This window comes from Enterococcus sp. AZ067 (assembly GCF_051715005.1).
Lineage (GTDB): Bacteria > Bacillota > Bacilli > Lactobacillales > Enterococcaceae > Enterococcus_D > Enterococcus_D casseliflavus.
Genome location: NZ_JBIOSY010000001.1, coordinates 56,754 through 78,341, shown reverse-complemented (window position 1 = coordinate 78,341; position 21,588 = coordinate 56,754). Strand labels below are relative to the sequence as shown.

The 21,588-nt window shown below is 43.8% G+C and carries 19 protein-coding genes; 3 read left to right on the top strand and 16 right to left on the bottom strand.

What is annotated here, in order from left to right:
* Window positions 1-25: 25 nt before the first annotated feature.
* The gene (locus tag IGI82_RS00355) at window positions 26-985 is read right to left on the bottom strand and encodes a helix-turn-helix domain-containing protein (RefSeq protein ID WP_438841676.1); all 960 of its coding nucleotides are present in this window, start codon (window positions 983-985) and stop codon (window positions 26-28) included.
* A 95-nt stretch (window positions 986-1,080) separates the two neighbouring features.
* Between IGI82_RS00355 and IGI82_RS00350 the strand changes: the two genes are divergently transcribed.
* Genes IGI82_RS00350 through IGI82_RS00340 form a run of 3 tightly spaced genes read left to right on the top strand, consistent with a single transcriptional unit; the run spans window position 1,081 to window position 3,188 of the window.
* Window positions 1,081-2,022 (top strand): ABC transporter ATP-binding protein, encoded by a 942-nt coding sequence (locus tag IGI82_RS00350; protein ID WP_015508713.1) that lies wholly within the window; start codon window positions 1,081-1,083, stop codon window positions 2,020-2,022.
* A complete protein-coding gene (locus IGI82_RS00345) occupies window positions 2,019-2,771 on the top strand; it encodes an ABC transporter permease (RefSeq protein ID WP_115231506.1) in 753 nt (250 codons plus the stop codon). The genes IGI82_RS00350 and IGI82_RS00345 overlap by 4 nt, the downstream gene beginning before the upstream one ends.
* A gap of 60 nt (window positions 2,772-2,831) precedes the next feature.
* Window positions 2,832-3,188 carry an MmcQ/YjbR family DNA-binding protein gene (locus tag IGI82_RS00340; RefSeq protein ID WP_115231505.1) on the top strand — a complete coding sequence of 119 codons (357 nt, stop codon included), beginning with the start codon at window positions 2,832-2,834 and terminating at the stop codon, window positions 3,186-3,188.
* 108 nt (window positions 3,189-3,296) lie between these two features.
* On the opposite strand, the gene IGI82_RS00335 is transcribed toward IGI82_RS00340, so the two are convergent.
* The 15 genes from IGI82_RS00335 to IGI82_RS00265 all read right to left on the bottom strand — a co-directional run bounded on the left by IGI82_RS00335 (window position 3,297) and on the right by IGI82_RS00265 (window position 21,488).
* Window positions 3,297-4,739, bottom strand: a complete 1,443-nt coding sequence (locus tag IGI82_RS00335) for a glycoside hydrolase family 1 protein (protein WP_005226517.1) — start codon at window positions 4,737-4,739, stop codon at window positions 3,297-3,299.
* A 427-nt stretch (window positions 4,740-5,166) separates the two neighbouring features.
* Window positions 5,167-6,072, bottom strand: coding sequence for an ROK family protein (locus tag IGI82_RS00330; RefSeq protein ID WP_438841675.1), 906 nt, complete (start codon window positions 6,070-6,072; stop codon window positions 5,167-5,169).
* A 36-nt stretch (window positions 6,073-6,108) separates the two neighbouring features.
* Entirely contained in the window at window positions 6,109-7,299 is a 1,191-nt protein-coding gene (locus IGI82_RS00325; RefSeq protein WP_081116689.1) for an MFS transporter, read from the bottom strand.
* An 18-nt stretch (window positions 7,300-7,317) separates the two neighbouring features.
* Window positions 7,318-8,778, bottom strand: a complete 1,461-nt coding sequence (locus IGI82_RS00320) for a DUF1593 domain-containing protein (protein WP_325844859.1) — start codon at window positions 8,776-8,778, stop codon at window positions 7,318-7,320.
* Between the two features lie 110 nt (window positions 8,779-8,888).
* Entirely contained in the window at window positions 8,889-10,337 is a 1,449-nt protein-coding gene (locus tag IGI82_RS00315; protein WP_375819284.1) for an FGGY-family carbohydrate kinase, read from the bottom strand.
* 1 nt (window position 10,338) lies between these two features.
* Window positions 10,339-11,280, bottom strand: a complete 942-nt coding sequence (locus tag IGI82_RS00310; protein WP_061053530.1) for a transketolase family protein — start codon at window positions 11,278-11,280, stop codon at window positions 10,339-10,341.
* The gene (locus IGI82_RS00305) at window positions 11,267-12,103 is read right to left on the bottom strand and encodes a transketolase (RefSeq protein ID WP_159161171.1); all 837 of its coding nucleotides are present in this window, start codon (window positions 12,101-12,103) and stop codon (window positions 11,267-11,269) included. Before IGI82_RS00305 ends, IGI82_RS00310 begins: the two co-directional genes overlap by 14 nt.
* On the bottom strand, window positions 12,094-13,512 hold the full coding sequence (locus IGI82_RS00300) for an L-fucose/L-arabinose isomerase family protein (RefSeq protein WP_060791682.1): 1,419 nt from the start codon (window positions 13,510-13,512) through the stop codon (window positions 12,094-12,096). The genes IGI82_RS00305 and IGI82_RS00300 overlap by 10 nt, the downstream gene beginning before the upstream one ends.
* Window positions 13,513-13,543: 31 nt before the next feature.
* Window positions 13,544-13,831 (bottom strand): PTS Lactose/Cellobiose specific IIB subunit, encoded by a 288-nt coding sequence (locus IGI82_RS00295; protein ID WP_016608966.1) that lies wholly within the window; start codon window positions 13,829-13,831, stop codon window positions 13,544-13,546.
* A 169-nt stretch (window positions 13,832-14,000) separates the two neighbouring features.
* Window positions 14,001-15,008 (bottom strand): LacI family DNA-binding transcriptional regulator, encoded by a 1,008-nt coding sequence (locus IGI82_RS00290; RefSeq protein ID WP_010748501.1) that lies wholly within the window; start codon window positions 15,006-15,008, stop codon window positions 14,001-14,003.
* 117 nt (window positions 15,009-15,125) lie between these two features.
* Window positions 15,126-17,147: a type I pullulanase gene (pulA, locus tag IGI82_RS00285; protein ID WP_438841674.1), complete on the bottom strand. Its 2,022-nt coding sequence runs from the start codon at window positions 17,145-17,147 to the stop codon at window positions 15,126-15,128.
* A gap of 40 nt (window positions 17,148-17,187) precedes the next feature.
* The gene (locus IGI82_RS00280) at window positions 17,188-17,826 is read right to left on the bottom strand and encodes a DUF624 domain-containing protein (RefSeq protein ID WP_271771640.1); all 639 of its coding nucleotides are present in this window, start codon (window positions 17,824-17,826) and stop codon (window positions 17,188-17,190) included.
* 6 nt (window positions 17,827-17,832) lie between these two features.
* Window positions 17,833-18,720: a carbohydrate ABC transporter permease gene (locus IGI82_RS00275; protein WP_005232877.1), complete on the bottom strand. Its 888-nt coding sequence runs from the start codon at window positions 18,718-18,720 to the stop codon at window positions 17,833-17,835.
* Between the two features lie 16 nt (window positions 18,721-18,736).
* The gene (locus IGI82_RS00270) at window positions 18,737-19,669 is read right to left on the bottom strand and encodes an ABC transporter permease (RefSeq protein WP_008376715.1); all 933 of its coding nucleotides are present in this window, start codon (window positions 19,667-19,669) and stop codon (window positions 18,737-18,739) included.
* 148 nt (window positions 19,670-19,817) lie between these two features.
* Window positions 19,818-21,488, bottom strand: coding sequence for an extracellular solute-binding protein (locus tag IGI82_RS00265; protein ID WP_271771642.1), 1,671 nt, complete (start codon window positions 21,486-21,488; stop codon window positions 19,818-19,820).
* Between the last annotated feature and the right edge of the window lie 100 nt (window positions 21,489-21,588).

The following is a 21,588-nucleotide window of genomic DNA, read 5'->3' as shown; positions in this document are numbered from 1 at the left end:
ATCAGCGGAATACAGCTTATTCTAGCTACTCCCAGCCAAAACGGGTTCCTTCAGAAAGCAATGGATCACTCAATAAAATCCCTGGAAACTCTTCTTTCAATACAGATGTGCTTAATAATTGATACATAGCAAACGTGTTCTTCATCCCTAATCTTTCCAGCTGATTTAACGTTTGCTGCATCAAGTCCGCCGCTTGTGCCTTATTTTGTTTTAATAGATGCGTCCAGCCTTCAAAAAACGGCATAAAGACCGCTTGTTCAATGTGCTCTTTTTCATAAACATGATCTCGCCATAAATGAAAGGTCTTTTCCGCATAATTCGCCTCGTCGAAAACAGCAAAGACAGAAAATACCGTCTCAAACGTGTTGTACAAAATATCTTCATTGCCAGGAATTTTTGCAAAGCGCTGACTCTTTTTGATGGCGATCGTCAAGCAGCGCCAAAGCAAAGCTGGCTCCATCGAAATTGCTACGCGGGCAAACAGCCGCAGCTCATAAACACCCCATGTATCGGTATTCAGCAAGTAATGTTTCGCAGAGTCCAAACAATAATTGTGTTTCGGGTACGCCTCCTGGATGGGCACCCCTTTAAAAAGCTCCTCTTTCATCAAGTAGTCAAAACGGATCAGTTGTAAGAAGTGGTCCAGCTCCAAGGAGTAATGTCGTTGAAAGTAGGCGGTCAGCTTTTGATATTTCTTTTTTAGTTTAGGTACTTCATCAATGGATTCGATCCCCATCGAACGGACATAGTCGACCATTAGCTTTTGAGCCTCCGAATGATGCTCCCCAGTATGCAGCAGTTGAAATTCGGCAAAACTCACTTCTAGTTTATCTAGCAAACGATGAAATCGTTCGCAGGAAATCGTCGTTTTGCCATTTTCAAATTGCGATAACAAAGACATCGACAATTGTTCATCCACTAATTCCTTCAATAGTAAGCCTTTGCTTTTTCGAAGCTCTTTCACTGTCGCACCATAATTGTTCATTTTTTCACCTTCTTTTTCAATATATTGAAATAAGCAGTTGCTTTTCCCGAAGAGCCATTATAGTTGAATTATCTTATAGAAACGAGGGAAAAGCTATGGATACCCATATAAAAAAGAAAATGCTTCACGTGAAACATTTACAAAAAAGCTTCAAAGACAAAACTGTTTTGAAAGAGGTCACTTTTGACGTCACTCCTGGCGAAGTATTTGTCTTACTAGGATCAAACGGCGCTGGAAAAACCACTTTAGTCAAAATTTTGTCCACTATCCTACCTTTTGACCAAGGAACCGCGCTGATCGACGGGATCGACTTGACCAAAGATCCAGCAGCGATTCGCGAGAAAATCAGTCTGACGGGGCAATTTTCCGCCGTCGATCAAGAACTGACCGGTCGAGAAAACTTGCTGATGATTGCTGCCTTGCGCCATGTCAAAAACAAACAGTTTATCGTCCAACATTTGTTAGAGCGTTTTGATTTGGTGGATGCTAGCAACCGACTAGTCAAAAATTATTCTGGTGGCATGCGACGACGCTTAGACATCGCCATGAGTTTTATCGGCGAACCTGACCTGCTCTTTTTGGATGAACCGACGACCGGGTTAGACCCGCAAAACCGCTTAGCCACATGGCACATGATCAAAGAGATCGCCGCTCAAGGACGAACGATTTTCCTGACGACCCAATACCTCGAAGAAGCTGAATTTTTAGCAGACCAAGTCGCCATCTTGCATGAAGGGAAAATCATCTTGCAAGGAACACCAACGGAAGTCAAAGCACTGCACCCTTCGCAAACAATGGAAATCAGCGTATTGACGAAAGAACACTTGCAGACCGTGCGACAGCATCTGTCTGATTTTCCGCTGCAAGTCAATGAGTCCAGTCTCTCTCTGGCATTTCCCGTCAGTCAAGACTTCCAGCATTCCTTCACGCTGTTGCAGGAACTCAATCAACTACCGATCACCATCACCAGTTTTAATCAAAAGAATGCTTCGTTAGAAGATATTTTTCTAACACTTGTCCAAGGAGGAAACCAATGAAAGCAATTATAGAAACCAACACCTTATTCAAACGCAACCTCTTGCTATCGATTCGCAGTATGGAGACTTTGCTAAGTGGGATTTTGACCCCAGCGATTTTAATGATCCTCTTCGTCTATGTATTCGGGGGAGCCATGAACGTCGGCGATACCTCTTATGTCGATTTTGTCGTTCCTGGTGTTCTCGTCCAATGTATCGCCCAAAGCGCCTCCTCCGTTGGGGTAACGGTGACGGAAGATTTGAAATCCGGCATGGTGGAACGGCTGATGACCTTGAACATCTCTAACTCAGCCTTTTTAAACGGGCATGTCTTCGCCGCGACCCTTCGGAGCTTGATCAGCACCTTGGTCGTGTTGATCGTTGCCATGGTCATCGGTTTTCGCCCTCAAGCCGCAGTTGCTGGCTGGGGACTCGCTTTCCTATTGATCTTTTGCTTCACCTTCGCCTTTACTTGGGTCTCCGTTCTGGTTGGTCTCATCGCCAAAAGCCCCGAGACAGCTACCTTGTTTACTGTCTTGATCACCCTTTTGCCCTACTTAAGCTCTGGTTTCGTCCCTACGGAAACCATGCCGCGCCCATTAGCCATTTTTGCTGAATACCAACCAATGTCGCCGATCATCCATTCTTTGCGCGGGCTTTTGTTAAACTTGAAAGATACCACCTTGATCAGTGCCTTTAGCTGGTGCGGCGGTATCGTAGTGGTGAGCTGGTTCTTGGCACGGATGCTTTATCAGAAACGGTTACGCTAGGTAAAAGGAATCAGTGGTATAATATAAGTAGTTTTCTATTATAAAAAGGCAGGGATACCCATGGATCTTAAAAACCGTCTGATCGCCTTCGCTCAGACCTTCAATGATGTTCAGGTCGACCATCCATTTGCAAAGTTTCCCGAGTACCAAGTCTTGCGGCACCGTAAAAGCGGCAAATGGTTTGGCTTGCTGATGACTGTAGAAAAGCAAAAATTAGGCTTGGAAGGAACGGAAATGATCGGAATTTTAGATGTCAAAGCAGCGCCCGAAATGGTTTCGATCATCAATCAAAGCCGCGGCTATTTACCCGCTTATCACATGAATAAAAACCATTGGCTCACCGCATTACTAGATGGCTCTGTATCAGAAAAACAACTCCAATCTTTGTTACGAGACAGCTATGAACGTACCCGTTAAACCCAAATATCACCAAAAAACCGATCAACGATGCGCCTATATAGGAGCACCGTTGATCGGTTTTCTTTTATAACGGATCCTGTGTCATCCGTGAGTCTAACGAAACACTTAGGCCAACTCTTCTCCGTTTGTTGCAATGACTTGTTTGTACCAATCAAAGGATTTTTTCTTAGAACGATCCATCGTGCCGTTGCCTTCGTCATCAAAGTCAACATAGATAAAGCCATAGCGTTTGCTCATTTCGCCTGTTGAAGCACTGACAAGGTCGATACAGCCCCATGGGGTGTAACCGATCAAGTCTACGCCATCAGCGATCGCTTCGCCCATTGCTTCAATGTGGCGGCGCAAGTAATCGATACGATAATCATCTTCGATCTTTCCTTCTTCGTTAAAGGTATCAATGGCTCCTAAGCCGTTTTCCACGATAAACAACGGTTTTTGGTAACGATCATACAGTTCATTCAACGCGATGCGCAGCCCTTCTGGGTCGATTTGCCAGCCCCATTCACTTGCTTCTAAGAATGGATTGCGGACGCCGCCCAACAAGTTTCCTTGCACTTCATCGGCTTCTTCTGTGGTGATATCCACGGCAGAAGACATGTAATAGCTGAAGCCAACATAGTCAACAGTATGTTCAGCGATCAAGGCTAAGTCTTCTTCGGTAATCTCAAGATCCTCTTTATTGACGCCGTGTTCTTTGTACAAACGATCCGTAAAGGATGGGTATTTTCCACGTACTTGCACGTCGGCACAGTAGTAGTTGAAGGCTTGATTATGGATCATCGTCGCCACTTGGTTGACTGGGTTCGCATCAATGCTGTAAGTCGTTGCATAAATGATCATACAACCGATCTGTAACTCTGGGTTTAATTCATGGCCGATTTTGACTGCCTTACTGCTGGCAACAAATTGATTGTGCCACGCTTGGATCACGTTTGTAAAGTCGCTGGCACCCGTGCTGTTGACCATTCCTTGACTCAATGCGGAGAAATGGAAAGCAGAGTTGATCTCATTGAAGGTCATCCAGTATTTGACTTTGCTGTGGAAACGTTCCAAGACGACTTTTGCAAAACGTTCATAGAAATCGATCAATGCTCGATTTTTCCAGCCACCGTATTCTTTGGCTAAATGCAAAGGCATTTCATAGTGGGAGATCGTAACCACTGGCTCGATCCCGTATTTCAAACATTCATCGATCAGCGCATCGTAAAATGCCAGTCCAGCTTCGTTTGGTGTCGTTTCATCGCCTTTTGGAAAAATACGTGTCCATGCGATAGAAAAACGATAGCTCTTGAAGCCCATTTCTGCAAACAACGCAATGTCTTCTTTGAAACGGTCATAATGGTCGATCCCGCGATGATTTGGGTAGGTGTATTTGTCCTCATCGATCGTCCAATCAAACGTATCACTGCCTAAAATCGCTAAACGCTGTTTGCCGCCAGGCATTGCATCCGCCACTGACAAGCCTTTGCCATCGCGATCGAACGCCCCTTCTAATTGATTCGCTGCGGTCGCGCCGCCCCATAAGAAATTTTCTGGAAATTTTGCCATTTGCTCGTTCTCCTTTTGTTTTCTTTTGATAAACCTACCTAGCTGGTTACTGAAAAATCTCCGATAAAAAACAAAAAACCTAAATAAGAGCCGCTGCTAAAACGAGAAGAGCGCTTTCTTATTTAGGTCTTGCCTGATCGAGTCAGTAACAATCCACGTGGGTTTTCTTTCTTTAACTATAGCACTAACTCATTGGCTTGTCACCATAAAATCGGTTTCTTTTAAACCGTTTCCCCCGTTGAAGGTCCTTGTATTCATTTAACACTTGAACCAACGGTGTAAAAATAAACATAATCACCCTAATCGAATTCATACTCTTCTCAATTGTTGTTTCTATATTTTGTAAGGCTCTTCTATCTAGATGTAAGGACATAAGTCGGTTGTCCTTCTGGTATGGCAAATACAATTGCTTTGTCTGCTCTTTTTTTTAAAGAGCCTCCTTCCCCCTCCTGAGAAATGGCGTGATTGCACCTAGAAGATTCGCTTCACTTTGAAACTTACAACCTTTGATCTTCAGTGGGGCTAACATCAAATCGATCAAATCCACTCGGTCACGCAACTCCTGATACTTCGATTGAACTTGATCGATCAAAATACATTGTCGACTGATCCCTCCCCCAATCACGACGGTTTCTATATCGATGACCGCTTGCAGATTGATGATCAGCGTTGCAATACGTTCACAATAGTTTTCAAAAAGCAGTGTTAATTCGCGATTAGTTTCTTGTTGGATTGCTTCAAAAACAGCTGGTCCGTCATTTTCATCTTCAAGCCCTAACAATGCGGTACCTTGCTTCACAAATTCAACCGCCGAATGCGTAAAACCAGTCACATCTGAGACATTCATCAATGAAGGAGCCTGAATCATGAAGCTTAATTCACCGGCTTGAAAATGACTGCCTTCGAATAATGTATGATTTAAAATCAAACCACCACCAACACCAGTCCCTAAAATGATCGCTGCACCGTTTTTTACACCTTGCAAATTTCCCAGCCACTGCTCAGCAAGCGCAGCTGCTTTCCCATCATTTGTCAGCTCACACTGTATGCCACAAGCTTTTTCGATCAATACTTTTATCGGGACCTCATGGAGATAACCCAAGGAACCCCCAAAATAGACGATTCCTCCTTCTGTATCTACTTTTCCTGGTAGACTAAGACCTACACCTGCAATTTCGGTTTTGAATCGCTGAACAATCGTTCGGACTACTTCAAGAAAATCCTGCAAGCTTTGAGGCGTTTTTTGTTTGTCACAGGCAGACAAGCGTCCAGAATCATCTACAACACCATATTTAATAAACGTGCCCCCAACATCTATACTTAAATATTTCATTACGTTCCTCTAATTTCTATTTTTATTTGCGACTCATTAATCTAATGTCAACCGTTTGCCAATCAGCAAATAAATCACCGCAAAAACCAGCATGACAGTTCCAGCAAAGATAAAAGCAAAAGCAGCACGCTCATTGCCAAACATGATCGTCGGTAACGAACCGAAATATGGGGCTAGAAAAGAACCCAGATTTGTGCCGACCATTGCTATTGAAATCGCCAAATTGATCGATCCTTTTGGTGCTTTACTCATGATCAATCCCCATGAATAAGGCAGTAGCAAGGATCCGCCAAAGCCTAAGAAAACAACGATCAGAGTAAATGTAACAAAATTCGTAGTCTGACTCAGAAAGATAAACCCAAGTCCCAGAAATAGATAGCTAATTGGTAAAGAAAAATGTTTTGTATGTTTGACGAGTTTACTGTAAAACAGATTGGCAATGATCGAAACAAACGTGTAGATCGACATGACGATACCAATGAACGAGGGATTGGCAAAGTTTTCTTCTGCGACGAAGATACTTGATTTTAGGAAAAAGACCATCAAAAATGCAAAACTGATCAGTAATGCGATTGCTTGTAAAATAACTGGTAAATTGACGGATTGCTTTGTTTTGTTCCCAATTTCTTCCTCTGACGCGACGATATCAGTAAGTTTTGGTTCATCATCTCGAGGTCCCCAGATAAAATAAAGCACTAAAGGAATGATTCCGACAAAGTTGGCAGCAAAAGCAATTTGCCAACCGCTAAACATCAGGATACCGATCAAAAAGGTAACTGCTGTTTGTCCAGCACTCTGAACGGCACTTTGTAAGCCGATCAGGCGCGCTTTTTCTTCACCTTCATAATATTCACCAATCAAGCTAACGGCTAGGGAATTGAACAAACCAAAGCCCGCACCTAGGACCAAACGGGAGATATAGATCAATGAATAGCTGCTGGAAAAGACAGGAAATATTCCTGCAAGAAAAGATAAAATCAATCCCAATAACACTGTTTTTCGTGTCCCAATCATTCGAACAAAAAAGGAACTAAGCAACACGAAAATCATTACTGTGAAGTTGGAGGCAGTTACTAATGCTTCTACCGCCGTTGCACTTTGATCGACAAACGATTCTTGCATCAAGCTAACAGTTGCTGCAATTGCGCCACTCGTTGTCAACATCAATGATAAGGAAAGAAGGGCTACTTTGAACATGAAGTGTTCAGATTTTCTATTTGTTTGCATAATTATCACTCCATCATTTTATTTTGCGATTAAAATAACTCGCTGATACGTTGTCAAAGTGCCATTCGTTACCTCTAAAATCAAATGAATTGTTTGACCAGATTGGATATTTTCTGGAATTTTCACTTCGACGGTTTCTGTGTTTTCTCGAACAAGCTTAATTGGATCAACGGGTGGTTTAGCAAGCTTTTCAGATACTTTGCCAAACAATAAGCCCATTGATTCAAATTCAGCGCCTGTGGGAACAGGTGCCGTTTGATAGGTTGATGCCTCAAAGTAATGCCACCATTTAAACGCTAAATCTCGCTGATTTGGATCAAATGCTTTTGCTTGAATCTGGACGGTTTCTCCGGGAGTAACTTGTTGATCGTTCCCCTTTTTAATAGATACAATCGGATAGTGGGCCGCTTCATCATACGTTTCGGCAACACACCAGGCTGCCCGACCTTTAAAATCATCTTGAATGTCATCGAACCATCTCGTTAAGGTATATTGTGCTTCATATCTTTGGTTATAAGGATTATAGTCCATTGCACTATTGATGTACTTGCGGGCACCAGCCACTTTTTCAAAGCGGCCGCCCCAACCGCCATAGCTGGGATCATCACTATTTCGCAGCCCATTGTTTAAGAAATAGAAGTAAGAAGGGGAATCTCCTTCTGAGATAAAATCAAAGCGCGCATAGTCTGGATTTTTTTCTAAATAGCGATCGATCCCACGCTGTTCTTCTTCAAGCTCGCCTTCTAAAACATTGCCATCTCCGATCAATGCATATTTTTTTAATAGCGGACCGTGATTGTCTCTTAGATTCAATTGCCATTTAGGCTGTAACCGTGTAGCTAACTGAGACTCAACCATTTTCCAAGCATAGGCAAAATACCAGAAATTGAAACGATCATTAATGACTTCAATCGACCAATTTTTCTCAATGTATTCGCTATAGGTGACATCCTGGTCTAAAATGATATAAATAATCACCTTTTTTTCAATTCGCTCTTTGATTGCCTGCCAATCTGGCTGATGGGCATATTTTTCCTCAATTGACTTCAATGCCCTAGCCGTTGTATTCGTTCCTCCCCACGTTTGAATGTATAGTTTCCGTGGATCCTCATCATTCATCAAATAATCCTCAATGAATTTGGAGCCCTCGGTTTCTTTGGTCATTTCTCCCGGTGAATCAATGTTCCCGATATAGTAAATACTTTTCAAGTATTCGGGAGAAGGATAATCCTCAGCGTGTATTTTCAAGTTCGGATATACCTTAGCATAAAGATCAATAAATTCATTGATCCACTCAGTTCCTGTCCACCGATACGGTTCAATGTCTTTAGCTGGATCGCCCGCATAATGATAAACTGAACTTGTCAGGACAATCCCCTCGGTATCAAAACAGTCGCTATAAAGTAAATAGCGCAAAAATGAATTCATATCATCGACTTCACCGTCGGTTGTTATAATTGTTCTGGCTTTGTTATTCATTGTTATCATCTCCTTTTCTTACAAAAATAGTGCCTTGCTTTATTAAAAATTCAGCCATCCTGTTCATTTCGAAAAAGCAAAACGAGGCATCCTGTTCCTATAATTTTCCTTTATCCTTCACTAAAAGCAGCTGATTTCTCAATGAACCGTTTCCATTTTTCATATTTCAAACGGATCACGGCCTGTTCGGCTTGCGGAACGATCGTGGTTTGATGAATAGCTGGTTCATTCATGGTTGGATTGGCAACAAGCATCGTGCCGATGGCTGAAAATTCTTCGACTTCGCTGACGATGACGGGTTTATTGATCAAAGTTGCCAATAAGCTCATCAAGGCGCGGTTTTTCGAAACACCACCATCGATCATTACCTGATTGATCAGTCGTTCAGCGACTTCTTCCATCACATCGATCACTGCTTTGATTTGAAAAATGATGCTTTCTAAAACGGCTTTCAACAGCTCATGAGTCGTCGTTGTGCGTTTCATGCCGACAAAGCTGGCAGTCATCGTATTATCCCAAAAAGGGGCACCCATTCCTTGCAATGCTGGGATAAAATAGATGTCTTCTTGACTGTCATTGGTCAGCACTTCTTGACAGATTTCAGCTACATCTGGCAGCGGAGCCACTTGCTCACTGAACCAGTTGATGGCGTCACCACAGGAACGGATGATGCCTTCTAGCGCAACCGCTGTTTCCTGGCTAGTTTGCCAGCCTACCGTCGTCAAAATGCGGCGATCCCGCAACGTCTGCTCCTGCTGCACTTGCATCATGATCGAACAACCGGTACCCATCGTGATTTTTACATCCCCAAGGCTTTGACAACCTTCCCCGAATAATGCCGCTTGTGAATCGGCTAAGATTCCTTTGATAGGGATTCCGTGATAGTTACCGAAAACCGTATCAGCAGGTTTGATCGCTGGCAAGTCTGCTAAATGGATGCCAAAAAGTTTGACGAGCTCTGCATCCCAACAGCCCTCTTCAATATTGTAAAACAATGTCCGGCACGCGTTGCTGGCTTCTGTCGCAAATACCTTCCCTTGCGTTAAATTCCACAACAGCCAGCTGTCCATCGTACCGATCGCCAACTCGCCAGTTCCCGACTTTTCCTTGATGGCCGATAATTCTTGTGCCAGCCATTTCACTTTGGTGCCAGAAAAATACGGGTCTAAGCGTAAACCGGTCTTTTGATTGATCGTCCTTTCCCAGCCTTGTGCCGTCAATTCTTCACAAATCGCGGCGCTGCGGTTGCATTGCCACACGATCGCATTGTACAGGGGATTACCAGTCAATCGGTCCCATGCAACGATCGTTTCTCGCTGATTGGTCAATGACAAGGAAACGATTTGATCTGCAGTGATCGCTTGTTCTTGAAACACTTGTGCCAGCAATTCTTGGACATTTTGCCAAATCTCGAGGGGATCATGTTCGACCCACCCGACTTTTGGATAAATTTGGCGGTGTTTTTTATCGTAACGTTGCAGGATTTTCCCTTCTTGAAACAGTAAGAGCTTGGTACCGGATGTACTCTGATCTAAAACCAGCTGATAGGTCTTGTCCATCTTAAGCTCCTAGAAACGCAACCGCTGTTTTCGCTATGGAGGCACCGTCTAAGCCATAATGGGCAAACAGTTCTGACGAAGAACCAGTAATCAAGGCTTCATCCGGAAAAGCAATGATTTTTTGTCGAATGTCCGTTTCTTCTGCCAGCGTTTCCGCCACGGCAGCTCCTAAGCCGTTGTATCGGCTGTGTTCTTCCACAGTGATCACGGTGCCTGTTTCTTTCGCCACTCGTTTGACCGTTTCTGAATCAAAGGGCTTCAAGGAATGAACATTTAAAACGGTAGCAGTGATGCCTTGTTTTTCCAATAGCTCAGCAGCATCCAACGCTTGGCGCACGGTTTCGCCAGTGGCGAGCAATGCGACATCTTGACCGCTTCTCAGCTCAATGGCTTTGCCGATCTCAAAAGGATAATCTGCAGAATCATAACAATCTTCAACAGGATTGCGACCGAGACGGATATAGGCTGGTTCATTTGATGCCGCTAAGGCTTTAAACATTTGGATCGTTTCAAAGCGATCTGCTGGCAACAGCACTTGCAAATTAGGGATCGCTCGTGCCACTGCGATGTCTTGCAAGGAATGATGACTCATGCCTAATGCCCCATAGCTGACACCGCCGCTGATGCCTACGAGTTTGACATTCTTATTCGAATACGCGACATCGACTTTGATCTGCTCGATACTGCGCATGCTGAGAAAACAAGCTGGAGATGCAACGAAAGGGCGTTTGCCCATATGGGCTAAGCCAGCCGCAATACTGACGATGTTTTGCTCTGCGATCCCTACTTCCACCAATTGTGTCGGTAATTCCTTGGCAAAAGGTGCTAACGAAGCGGAACCACGAGAATCACTGGTCAACACCGTGATCGCAGGATTCTTTTTTCCTTCTTCAATCAATACGTCGCACATCGCTTGGCGATTGGCAATATTATTTTTTCCCATGAGTCAAAACCTCCATTTGCTGATCAAGTTCGGCAATGGCTTGTGCAAGCTCTTCTGCCGTTGGCACTTTATGATGCCATTGCGCTTGATTTTCGGCTGCAGAATAGCCTTTGCCTTTGATGGTTTTAGCAATGATCAGCTTCGGTTGATTGGACTGATGCGGTTTTTCTAATGCAGCCACCAAGGCAGCCATATCATTGCCATCAACGATATGCACATCCCAACCAAAGGCACGCCATTTTTCATCTAGCGGCTCCACTGCCATCACATCTTCCGAGGCTCCAGTGATCTGCAAGCCGTTGCGATCAATGATGGCGGTCAAATTGTCCAGCTGGTAGTTGGCAGCCGCCATGGCTCCTTCCCATACCGAGCCTTCTGCTAATTCGCCATCTCCCAACAACGTATAGGTTTGATACGTGCGGTGATCCAGTTTGCCTGCCAAAGCGATCCCTACTGCGACGGGTAAGCCGTGACCTAGCGAACCAGTATTCATCTCAACACCAGCTACTTTATTGTTTGGATGACCGATCAGTCTTGAACCAAATTGCGAAAAGGTGGCTAATTCTTCTTTCGGCAAAAAACCTTTGTCCGCTAAAACGGCCCATAATACTTCTGCCGCATGTCCTTTACTTTGGATATACTGGTCACGATCTTGCTTTTGAGGATCTTTCGCATCGACATTCATTATCCGATAATACAAGGCCACTAAAATATCGGTACAAGAAAGATCCGAACCAGTATGACCCGTTTTTGCTTGATAGATCAGCTCTAACACGGATTTTCGAATCGTTAAAGCCTTCATCTCCAGCTCGTTTATTTCCATGATTGATCCCCTCTCAAGTATGCTTTGACGTCTTCTTCGATTGGATCATAAAAATCTGGCTGCACACCGATGTATTTGCACGCTTCGTACAAGATCGGCACCACATTTTTTCTGACCGCCGCAACGTGATGAATATAAGGGCCCTCAACGAGTTTGAATTCCAAGCGATTCAAATTCGCAAATTCCAGATAGAGATAGGTTCCTTGATTGTATGGTCCATCGATCCCTTTACCAGTACCCATCAGTAGGGAGTATTCGCCGTTGTCCCCATCAAAGCGACACAGCGTATACTCGTCTTTGATTGCCCGAAAAGCGACTGATCCTGGATAGTCAAAAACAAAATGTCGTTGCGGCAAGATCGGTTTGGTCTCTGCAGTGGAATAAGCAAAAACTCCTAAGTGTTGCAGCAATTCGCCATTCTCGTTCTCTGGATGGCGGCAGTTGACATCCGCAAAGATCGCTCGATGTTCCCCCAACGAAGCGGCTTCGACCAACAGTTCCGAGATCGCCCCATGGACATCCGTCTCACAGACAAAAGGCAAGCCTTCTTCTTGTAACAGCGACAGGGAGGCATACGGTAAAATACCGATTTCGTCTTGTAAGGCCGTCCAACACTGGATGACTCCTGCATTGCAGCCGTAGCTTTCACATAAGTTTTGCAAAGCCACTTTAAGGGCTGCCACCATCTCCAAATCTCTCGCCGAAATTTGGACTTCCGTATTGGTTTCGAAATAATCAATGACTGCTTGCAATTTATCTGGCTGCTGTTCTTTGACTTTCTTGATTTCTTGCACCACTTCTTGGATCGGTACTGGTGATAGCGAAATATTGAAACGCTCCAATAGTTCGCCTTCGTTGCAGATCACAGTCCAAAAATCAAAGGGGCGTGGGCCAACTTGCAAGATTCGTGTTTGTTTGAAGGTCTTGACGACATTGCAGACTTTGATAAAGTCTTGCAAGCCGCGGGCAAATTCTGGTGAATCAATATCAGAATTTTTGACATAGGTGAAAGGTACCTTGAAACGGCGCAAGACTTTCCCAATAGCGAAAAGACCGCATTGCGTATCCCGCAAACGTGAACCGTCGGCGGCTGGCGTCTCATCTTTAGGTCCCCACAGTAAGACGGGGACATCTAGTTTTTTGGCTAAACGAGCACAGGCATATTCCGTACCAAAGTTTTCATTGGCTAGAAAAAGACCGTCGATTTTTGCTGCTTTGAATTTTTCGGCGATTTTTTCAACCCCTTCATCATCGTATAGTAAGCCGTCTTCGTTGATATCTAAAATATCTACATAATCAATGGCAAGTTCGTCCATTTTTTGTCGTGTCAGATTGGCGTACTCAATGGCTGCTTCTGCACTAAACAAATTTCTTCTAGTCGGGGCGAACCCGATGGTTACTTTATCCATAAAACCACCCTTTGCGTTTTAGTATATTTAGCTAAATTTTTATTTCTTCGACGATTCGTGCTACATTTTTGCTCAGAAATTCCTCATCCGTCAGTAAAACGATTTTTTTATCAGGAAAGGCTGCTGCGACTTTCGCTTGATTGAAGCGGGTTTGAGGAGCTAAAATCAAAAAATCATAGTCATTCCCCACCATAAATATTTCTGAAAAAGGCGCGGAATTGACTTGGTAATGCTGATCATCCGCTAGTTGTTCTTTGAGCGCTTTGACGAGCAGTGCACTGGAGAGCCCAGTGGCACAAAAAAGACCGATCTGTGTCATCTATTCACTTCCTCAAAATGTAATCCCTTACTTTTTACACCTTAAATATAGCACAAGCTAAATATTTTGCAATAGTTTTAGATAAATATTTTTGTTAAATAACTAAAAAAGGGCAAAACGCTTGCTAAACGTTTTGTCCTTCTTCTTATTTTTCATATTATTTTTATTCTTAATTGATGCTTTCGCGTTCGACGATCGTCGTGGCGACCAGCATTTTCAGATGGTTTTCATCTTCACTCGTGATTTTCTCGATCAAGCGTCGCACGGCTTGGCGACCAAGGTACACTTTATCTACTTTGACGGTGGTCAGTGGTGGGTTGCAAAATTCCGCCAAAGGAATATCATCGAACCCAACAATGGTCAACGGATGATCGGGAAACACTTCGCGAATGGCTTTCATGGCACCGATGGCGATATTGTCATTGACCGCAAAAAAAGCGCTTGGCAACGGTCGCTGATCGGCACGCAAGGATTCCAAATAGACCTTCATGTCTTGATAGGAGCCTTCCAAGGTGGGTTCTACTAAGGCTTCCGTCTCTTCATAATGGATCAGATCATGCTCTTGGATCGCTTGGATGAACCCTTGCTTGCGTTCCCGAAAGTTGTTGATTTGAAAGGTTGAATTGATGATGCCGATGTCACGGTGGCCTTTTTCGATCATCTTTTCAACGATCTCATAGGCACTGTCACGATTATTGATGGCGACAAAATCAAAGTCCTGCGAATTAAACACCGTATCTAAAATCACTAACGGTACTTCCAAATGGCGAAAGACTGCTAAATCTTGTTTTTCCAATTCCGTTCCTAACAATAGCAAACCATCTGCTAATTCTGGACGGATCTTTTCAATCGGGTCTTCTTCTGGTGCCAGTGTGATATGGGAAATGACCAGTTCATAGCCTAACGCACTGCACTCCATTTCGATTCCTCGGATCAATTCAGAAAAGAAAGGCGTATCCCCTACGACATTTCCTTGTTTGTTCATTACGACAAATTTGATTTTTTGGCTTTCCGTTTTTTTAATTTCTCGCTGATCAAAATACCCCATATCACGAGCGATCTTCAAGATCGCTTGCCGTTTTTGTTCACTGATCCCCTTACGATTGTTGATCGCATTAGAGACTGTTCCGCTGGAAACGCCAGCTTTTCGGGCAATATCAGAGATCACAACTTTCATTTGCTCACCGCTTTCTGCTTCTCATTCTGTTAAAAGTATAGCAAAAGAATTGTTTTTTTACTACCAAAAAAGCTAAAACAAACTAAAATTTTTAGTTTGTTTTAGCTTCTACTTTGATTAGTTACTTTGTTCCGCCAAAATGCAGAAGGACAATGGGTCGATGGTTATCCTTGGCGCTGCTACGCCGCGAGAAGCGATCCCAGCTCCTTTGGGGTCAGCAACGAGGTGCCAAGAAGTATTTTCTGTTGCCGTCGGTAAGTCAAAGGACCAGCTTTCTTCCGTGCTGTTGAGTAAAACGAACAAGGAACGCCATGGATGCTGTTCGTCACGATTGGGTACTTGATACGCCAAGCGATTTTCATCCTTTGTCTCATAAAAGACCATGCTTTCAGCCGTTTGGGTCGTGGTATCTCTCAATGGTGCATAGGACTGCCGCAATGCCCACAAGCCCCGATACAGCTCGCGCAATTCTTTGAAGGTTTTGGCACGTGCCCAATCCAGCTGATTGACTGTCAGTGGCGAACGGAAGGAATTTTCATCGCCTTCTTTGGTACGGCCAAATTCTTCCCCAGCTTGGGTCAGCACGGCTCCTTGGCTAGTAAACAAAATGGCTGCTGCTAGTTTGTTACGGGCTAAAAGCTCAGGATCAAACTCATAATTTCTTTCCTTCACTGAAGCCTGCATGGTTGCCACCAGTTTGTCCCATAAGGTCAAATTATCATGGACTGACGCATAGGCAATCACTTGACGGGGCGATTTTGCCCAGCGCTCGGCGCCTTCTTGCCCAGCAACTTTCGTATTTCCTTGAATCGCCGTTGCCAAATTTGCTGCATAAAAGGTTTGCTTGACTTGCGGTTGACCATTCATTCCTTGAATAAACGCGCCGTCTGTTTCTTCAAAGACATCGCCCTTGATACTGTCTCTTAAATCATTGCTAAAAACCGCAACGCCTTCTGACAGTACCCAAACATTGCTTTTGTTCGCTGGGATATTCGGTTGAATAATTTGATTGCTGCCGGCATCCCATGGCTCGCCGTATAAAATCACATGGCTGAAGCCGGCATCATCTAGGCGTTGCCGCAATTGGTTCATGGTTTCCACATCGATCAAGCCCATCAAATCAAAACGAAAGCCGTCGATTTTGTATTCTTGCGCCCAATATAAAACTGAATCAATGATAAATTTGCGCATCATTTTCCGTTCAGAAGCCACTTCATTGCCGCAAGCAGAACCGTCCGCAAAATTCCCCGCATCATCTTGGCGGTAGTAATAATCAGGCACCGTCAAATTAAACCATGATTCTTCTGTGATCGCAGTGTGATTGAAGACCACATCCATTACAACGCCGATGGCTTCTTCATGCAGCGATTGGATCATTTGCTTGCATTCACGAATCCGCGCCTTGGGATCACTAGGATCAGAAGCGTATCGTCCTTCAGGTACATTGTAATTCTTCGGATCATAGCCCCAGTTATAGGCAGAAGAAGTTTCATCATTGTCAAAATCGAAGATCGGCAGCAGATGAACATAATTGATCCCCAGCTCTTTTAAATAAGCCATGCCAGTTGGTTGACTTTCATCCCCCAACAGATGGGTCTTTTTTTCAGTGAAGGCTAAATATTTTCCGCGATTTTCTGGTGAAATCCCGCTGTTTTCGGCGCCGCTGAAATCTTCGACATGTAATTCCCAAATATAGGCATCGGTGATCGATTGCTGACCGACGCCGTGAGTCTCCTGCCAGCCTTCAGGATCTGTTTCCTTTAAATCAATGATGGCCCCACGGTTCCCGTTGATCCCTACTGCCTTGGCATAAAGATCCACCGCTTCGACTTTTTGACCGTCTCGTTGAAATTCAAACGTATAAAACAGCTCTTTGACGGTTTCTTCCGTCGTGACTTGCCAACAGTTGTCTTCTTGGACCATTGGCAGTGTCAGCAGGCGATCGTCAGTCCCAGCGACACCGCTTTGATAAATCAATACTGAAACAGCCTCTGCCTCTGGTGACCAGCATTTGAACGTGGTTTGCTGTCCTTGAAAAGTCACACCAAGATCATTCCCGTGATACGTATGTTCTTCTAAAAAACCGATCCTGCGATCGATCGCAATCTTTTTTTCTCCATACTGCGTGTTTTGTCCCATCAAAATTCCTCCATTCAACGTTGCTAACTATAAAACCCAGTTACTTTTCTGCTATTTCTACCTTCTCATATTTCTTGAAAATTGCCAACAATAACTGACAGCGTACATACAAAAAACAGCTAAGACCAAAAAAGCAGGCAATATACATGCTGAAAACCAGCGCATAGGGTGAAAGAAGCATGATGACAATAGGGGCTGCAGTCAGAAGATGAAGACTAAGTATTTTAAAAGGGTGCTTTGCGGCGACTTTGATGCTGTTCAAAAGGATCGTTTTGATTTCGCTATCGTAACGTGCGAGTAAGAAAAACGAAACTTGGAAAAACTGAAGCCACATGAACGTACAAATTACTAAGCCTACGGTAAAAAGATCAGGAGTCCCTTTTAGTTGGAAATAATACAACCAATCAGCAGTCAAAAGCCACAAAGAAATAAGCAGACCGAGCCAGATAAGAGTGCTTTTTCGAAAGCTTTGACAAAAGGTCGACCAAAACTGCTGAACAACAGCCGGTGCTTTTCCTTCTATCAGGTCAGTCGCCACTTTTGAGCCCGCAGTGATGGCTGCGCCGATCGTGAAGAGCGGCAAACTAAAAAACAAGAGTAGTACATTCAATAAGAGCAACTGGCTGAATTTCCAAGCGATTCGTGCGAAGAAGTTTTCTGAATGAAAAAAGTGTATCATGTGGGTTTACTCCTTTACTGATCCGACAACGATTCCTTGAACGAAATATTTTTGTAGAAGCGGATAAATAATCAATAACGGCACCACCGCCACCACGATCTTCGCTGCATTCAAGTTTCGATCAGAGACCGCTAGTAGACTTTGTAGCTGCTCGGAAGTCAAATTCCCAGCTTGTTGCATTGTTTCAGCAATGTTGACTGATAGTGTTTGGATATAGGTCATTAAAGGATAGTTTTCAGTCTTGGTCATATAGATCAGTCCACTGAAAAAATCATTCCAACTACCGACAATACTGAATAGAGAAACGGTTGCCAAACACGGCAAAGACATTGGAATATAGATTCGTCCCAAAATCTGCAGTGGGTTGGCCCCATCGATCCGAGCAGATTCTTCCAATGATTTGGGAATTCCCCGAAAGAAATTCATCACCAAGATCACACTGCCGATAGGGACTGCACTAGGTAAAATCAGGGACCAAATCGTATTCAATAATCCTAGATTGCGAACGACCAAATACGTTGGGATCATGCCGCCACTGAAGAGCATAGCGAAAACCATCACACTCATGAATAATTTTCTCGTTCGAAATACTTTTTTTGATTTAGATAGCGGGTAAGCCATCGTTACGATCATCACCAAATTCAGCAATAAAGAGATCACCACACGAATGACTGAAATACCAAAAGAACGCCAAAATTGCTGATCGCTCATGATGCGCTCATAAGCCGCTAAGGTCAGATCTACTGGCCATAGCCCCACAGCATTTGCCGCGACGGCACTGCTGCTGCTTAAAGAAAGTGCCACGACATTCAACATCGGTACTAAACAAGAAAGAGCCAAAACAATGACGATCAAATAAATTACTGCATGCCGTATACTAAATTTTTCTTTCATCTCTTTTTTCCTTTCCTTAAAACATCACTCTGTCAGTCTTCTTCTCCGCAATTTTGTTGGAAGACCAAATCAAGAATAGACCGATCACCGATTTGACCAGACCAACGGCGGTTCCTAAGCTATAGTCTCTACCGATCAGACCGATTCGGTAGACATAGGTATCGATAATATCGCCGCTTTGATACACAACCGGAGAATACAGGTTATAAATTTGGTCGAAGCCGGCATTCAAGATATTAGGCAGCGACAAAATCGTCATCAGCAAAATAAAAGGCATCATCCCCGGCAGGGTTACGTGCCAGACTTTTTTTGACCAAGAAGCACCATCCATCGTTGCTGCTTCATATAATCCCGGATCAATCGAGGTAATGGCAGCAAGGTACACGATTGAACTGTAACCAAAACTTTTCCAAACATCGGTCCCGATCAGCAAACGAGGAAACAGCTGATTACTACCCAAAAAGTTTAATGGTTCTACACCAAAGTTTTGTAAAATCTGATTCACCGTTCCATCAAGACTGAATAAATTGACCACTACTGAAGCCAATATGACCCATGAAAGAAAATGGGGCAAATATACGATGGTCTGAATGGAGCGTTTCATCCACTTTACACGTACTTCATTTAATAGAATCGCAAAAAGAATCGGTACGATCGTATTAAAGACAATTTTCCAGAAAGCGATGAAAATCGTGTTTTTAGTTACTAAGAAAATATCCGGTAAACTGAACAAATAGCGAAAGTGCTCGAATCCCACAAATTCAGAACCAAATACACCTTTCGCTGGCACATAATCTTGAAATGCCATCAACAACCCAAACATAGGACCATAAGAAAAAATCAAAATAAAAATTATGCCTGGTAAAATCATCCCTAGAAAGAAAAGCTGATCTCGAGAAAACCACTTTTTCTTTTCTTTTTTGCTTTCTTTTTCAACAGAAAGTTCCATTTAGTTACTCCTCCATAAATTTTTTGCCTCACCAGCCGCTTGATGAAAAAATTCGAACAAAGAAAAGGCACCTGCAGTCGGTTTTCCTGCATACAACCTTGCTTTTCTTTGTTCGAAAGACGAGTGTCAGAACCGCTGGAGTGGCCGCTTAATTATCTGCTCGCTGATCTACTACTTCTTGCATTTCTTCAAGTATGGCTATCCCACCTTGGCTATTCCATGTTTCAACATAGTTGTCGAAGTTTTCCAGGGGTTCTTCTCCAGTGATAAACTTAATGAAGGTCTCTTCCTCCAGTTTCCCTACTTGTGCGCCGTTTCGTTCATTGGCTTTGATCGAATCAAAACGCGGTGGTTTCACTTCATTCAAGCGTCCCTGCTCTCTGATACCGCCCATCACATTATTGACGGCTAAATAGCGGGAGGCATAGCGGGTCCAGTCCACCGGATCAGTTTCTTCAGGGCTATCCAGATATTGCTTGATTTTTTCGGCGTTTTCTTTGATGAAGAAGTTGGAGATATCATCGATAGATGTTTCGCCAACCGCCGCCTTAGAAGCTTCTACTGCATCATCAATCTCACTATAGGCTTTTAAGAAAACAACATTCCATGGACGAACCGTCCCATCGACATCCACTTTCGCATAGTCATAAATTTCCGGAAACTCGGTTTCAATATCTTCCGAGTTGGCAACTTCACCATAAATCAGATTGATCATCTCCATGATTTTTTCCGGCTCAGAAAAACCTTTGCGCACCACGATGTATTGCCCAGTGCCGCGGTTAGCCACGGCATTGACCCCTCCATCGCCGTTAGCATTTTCAAGGGCATAAGGAACAAATTCAGCATTTGGACCATTTTGTTTGGCTTGTACTAACCCCCAGTCAGGCATGTGCCAAGGACCAAAAGCAATGCCCGTTTCTCCATTAACCATCATGGCATGGATATCGTCATACGTACGGGTACCAAATTGCGGATCCATGAACCCTTCATCTTGCCATTCCTTCAGTAGCGTTAGTGCTTCTTTCATTGCTGGCGTATTGGATCCATAAAACATCTGCCCATTCTCATCTTGGAGATACGATTTTGGGTAGGCTCCAAACGCATTCATGATGGCTGTTCCGGTATATGCCGTGCCGCCATGATTTGGCGAAGACAACCAGAAGGCCAATGGCAAACCAACTGCTTTTCCGGTATTGGCTAAATCATTTTCTTGAAAAGCAATCGCTGTTTCCTTCAACTCATCCAATGTAATTGAGCGATTGCCATCTTTATCCAGTTCAATACCTAGCTCATCTAGCCAGTCCTGGCGCAACCAGACAAGATTGGGCCCGAAGTCATCGCTAGTAGATGGGATCGCCATCAAGCGATCATCAAACGTGGCTGCTTCTAACTGAATCCCATCAAACGAATCATAGATGTCTTTTAGAAAATCGTCGGCATGCTCCTCAAATACTTCGGTCAAGTCTTCCACTAAATCATTGTTAACTAATTCTTCCAATTCATCTCTTGATCCGACGATCATCGTATCCGGTAGTTCCCCTGAAGCGATCGCTAGCGATACTTGACGATCATAGTCTTCCCCATGGGCTTCAAAGGCACTCTCCAGCTCGATGCCCAAGCGTTCTTGAATCAATCGAGTATATGCGTTATTGCTGTAAGAATCCCCCTCAGGCAGTTTCGAGTTCGGTGCGGTCTGGCGTCCGATCGTAATCACGGTATCCCCATTTTCATTGGTCTTTGCTTCTTCTGAACTGCATCCTGTCATAATAAGTGCTGAAGCAACTGCTGTTAACATTGCTGTCCCCCGCCTAAATTTCATTGTTTTCCTCCTCAAACTTTTTTGATATCCTTATTATACGCAATCGATTCCACAGAAAATATAGCACTTTTTTCAGATTCATAGCACGATTTCCAGAAAA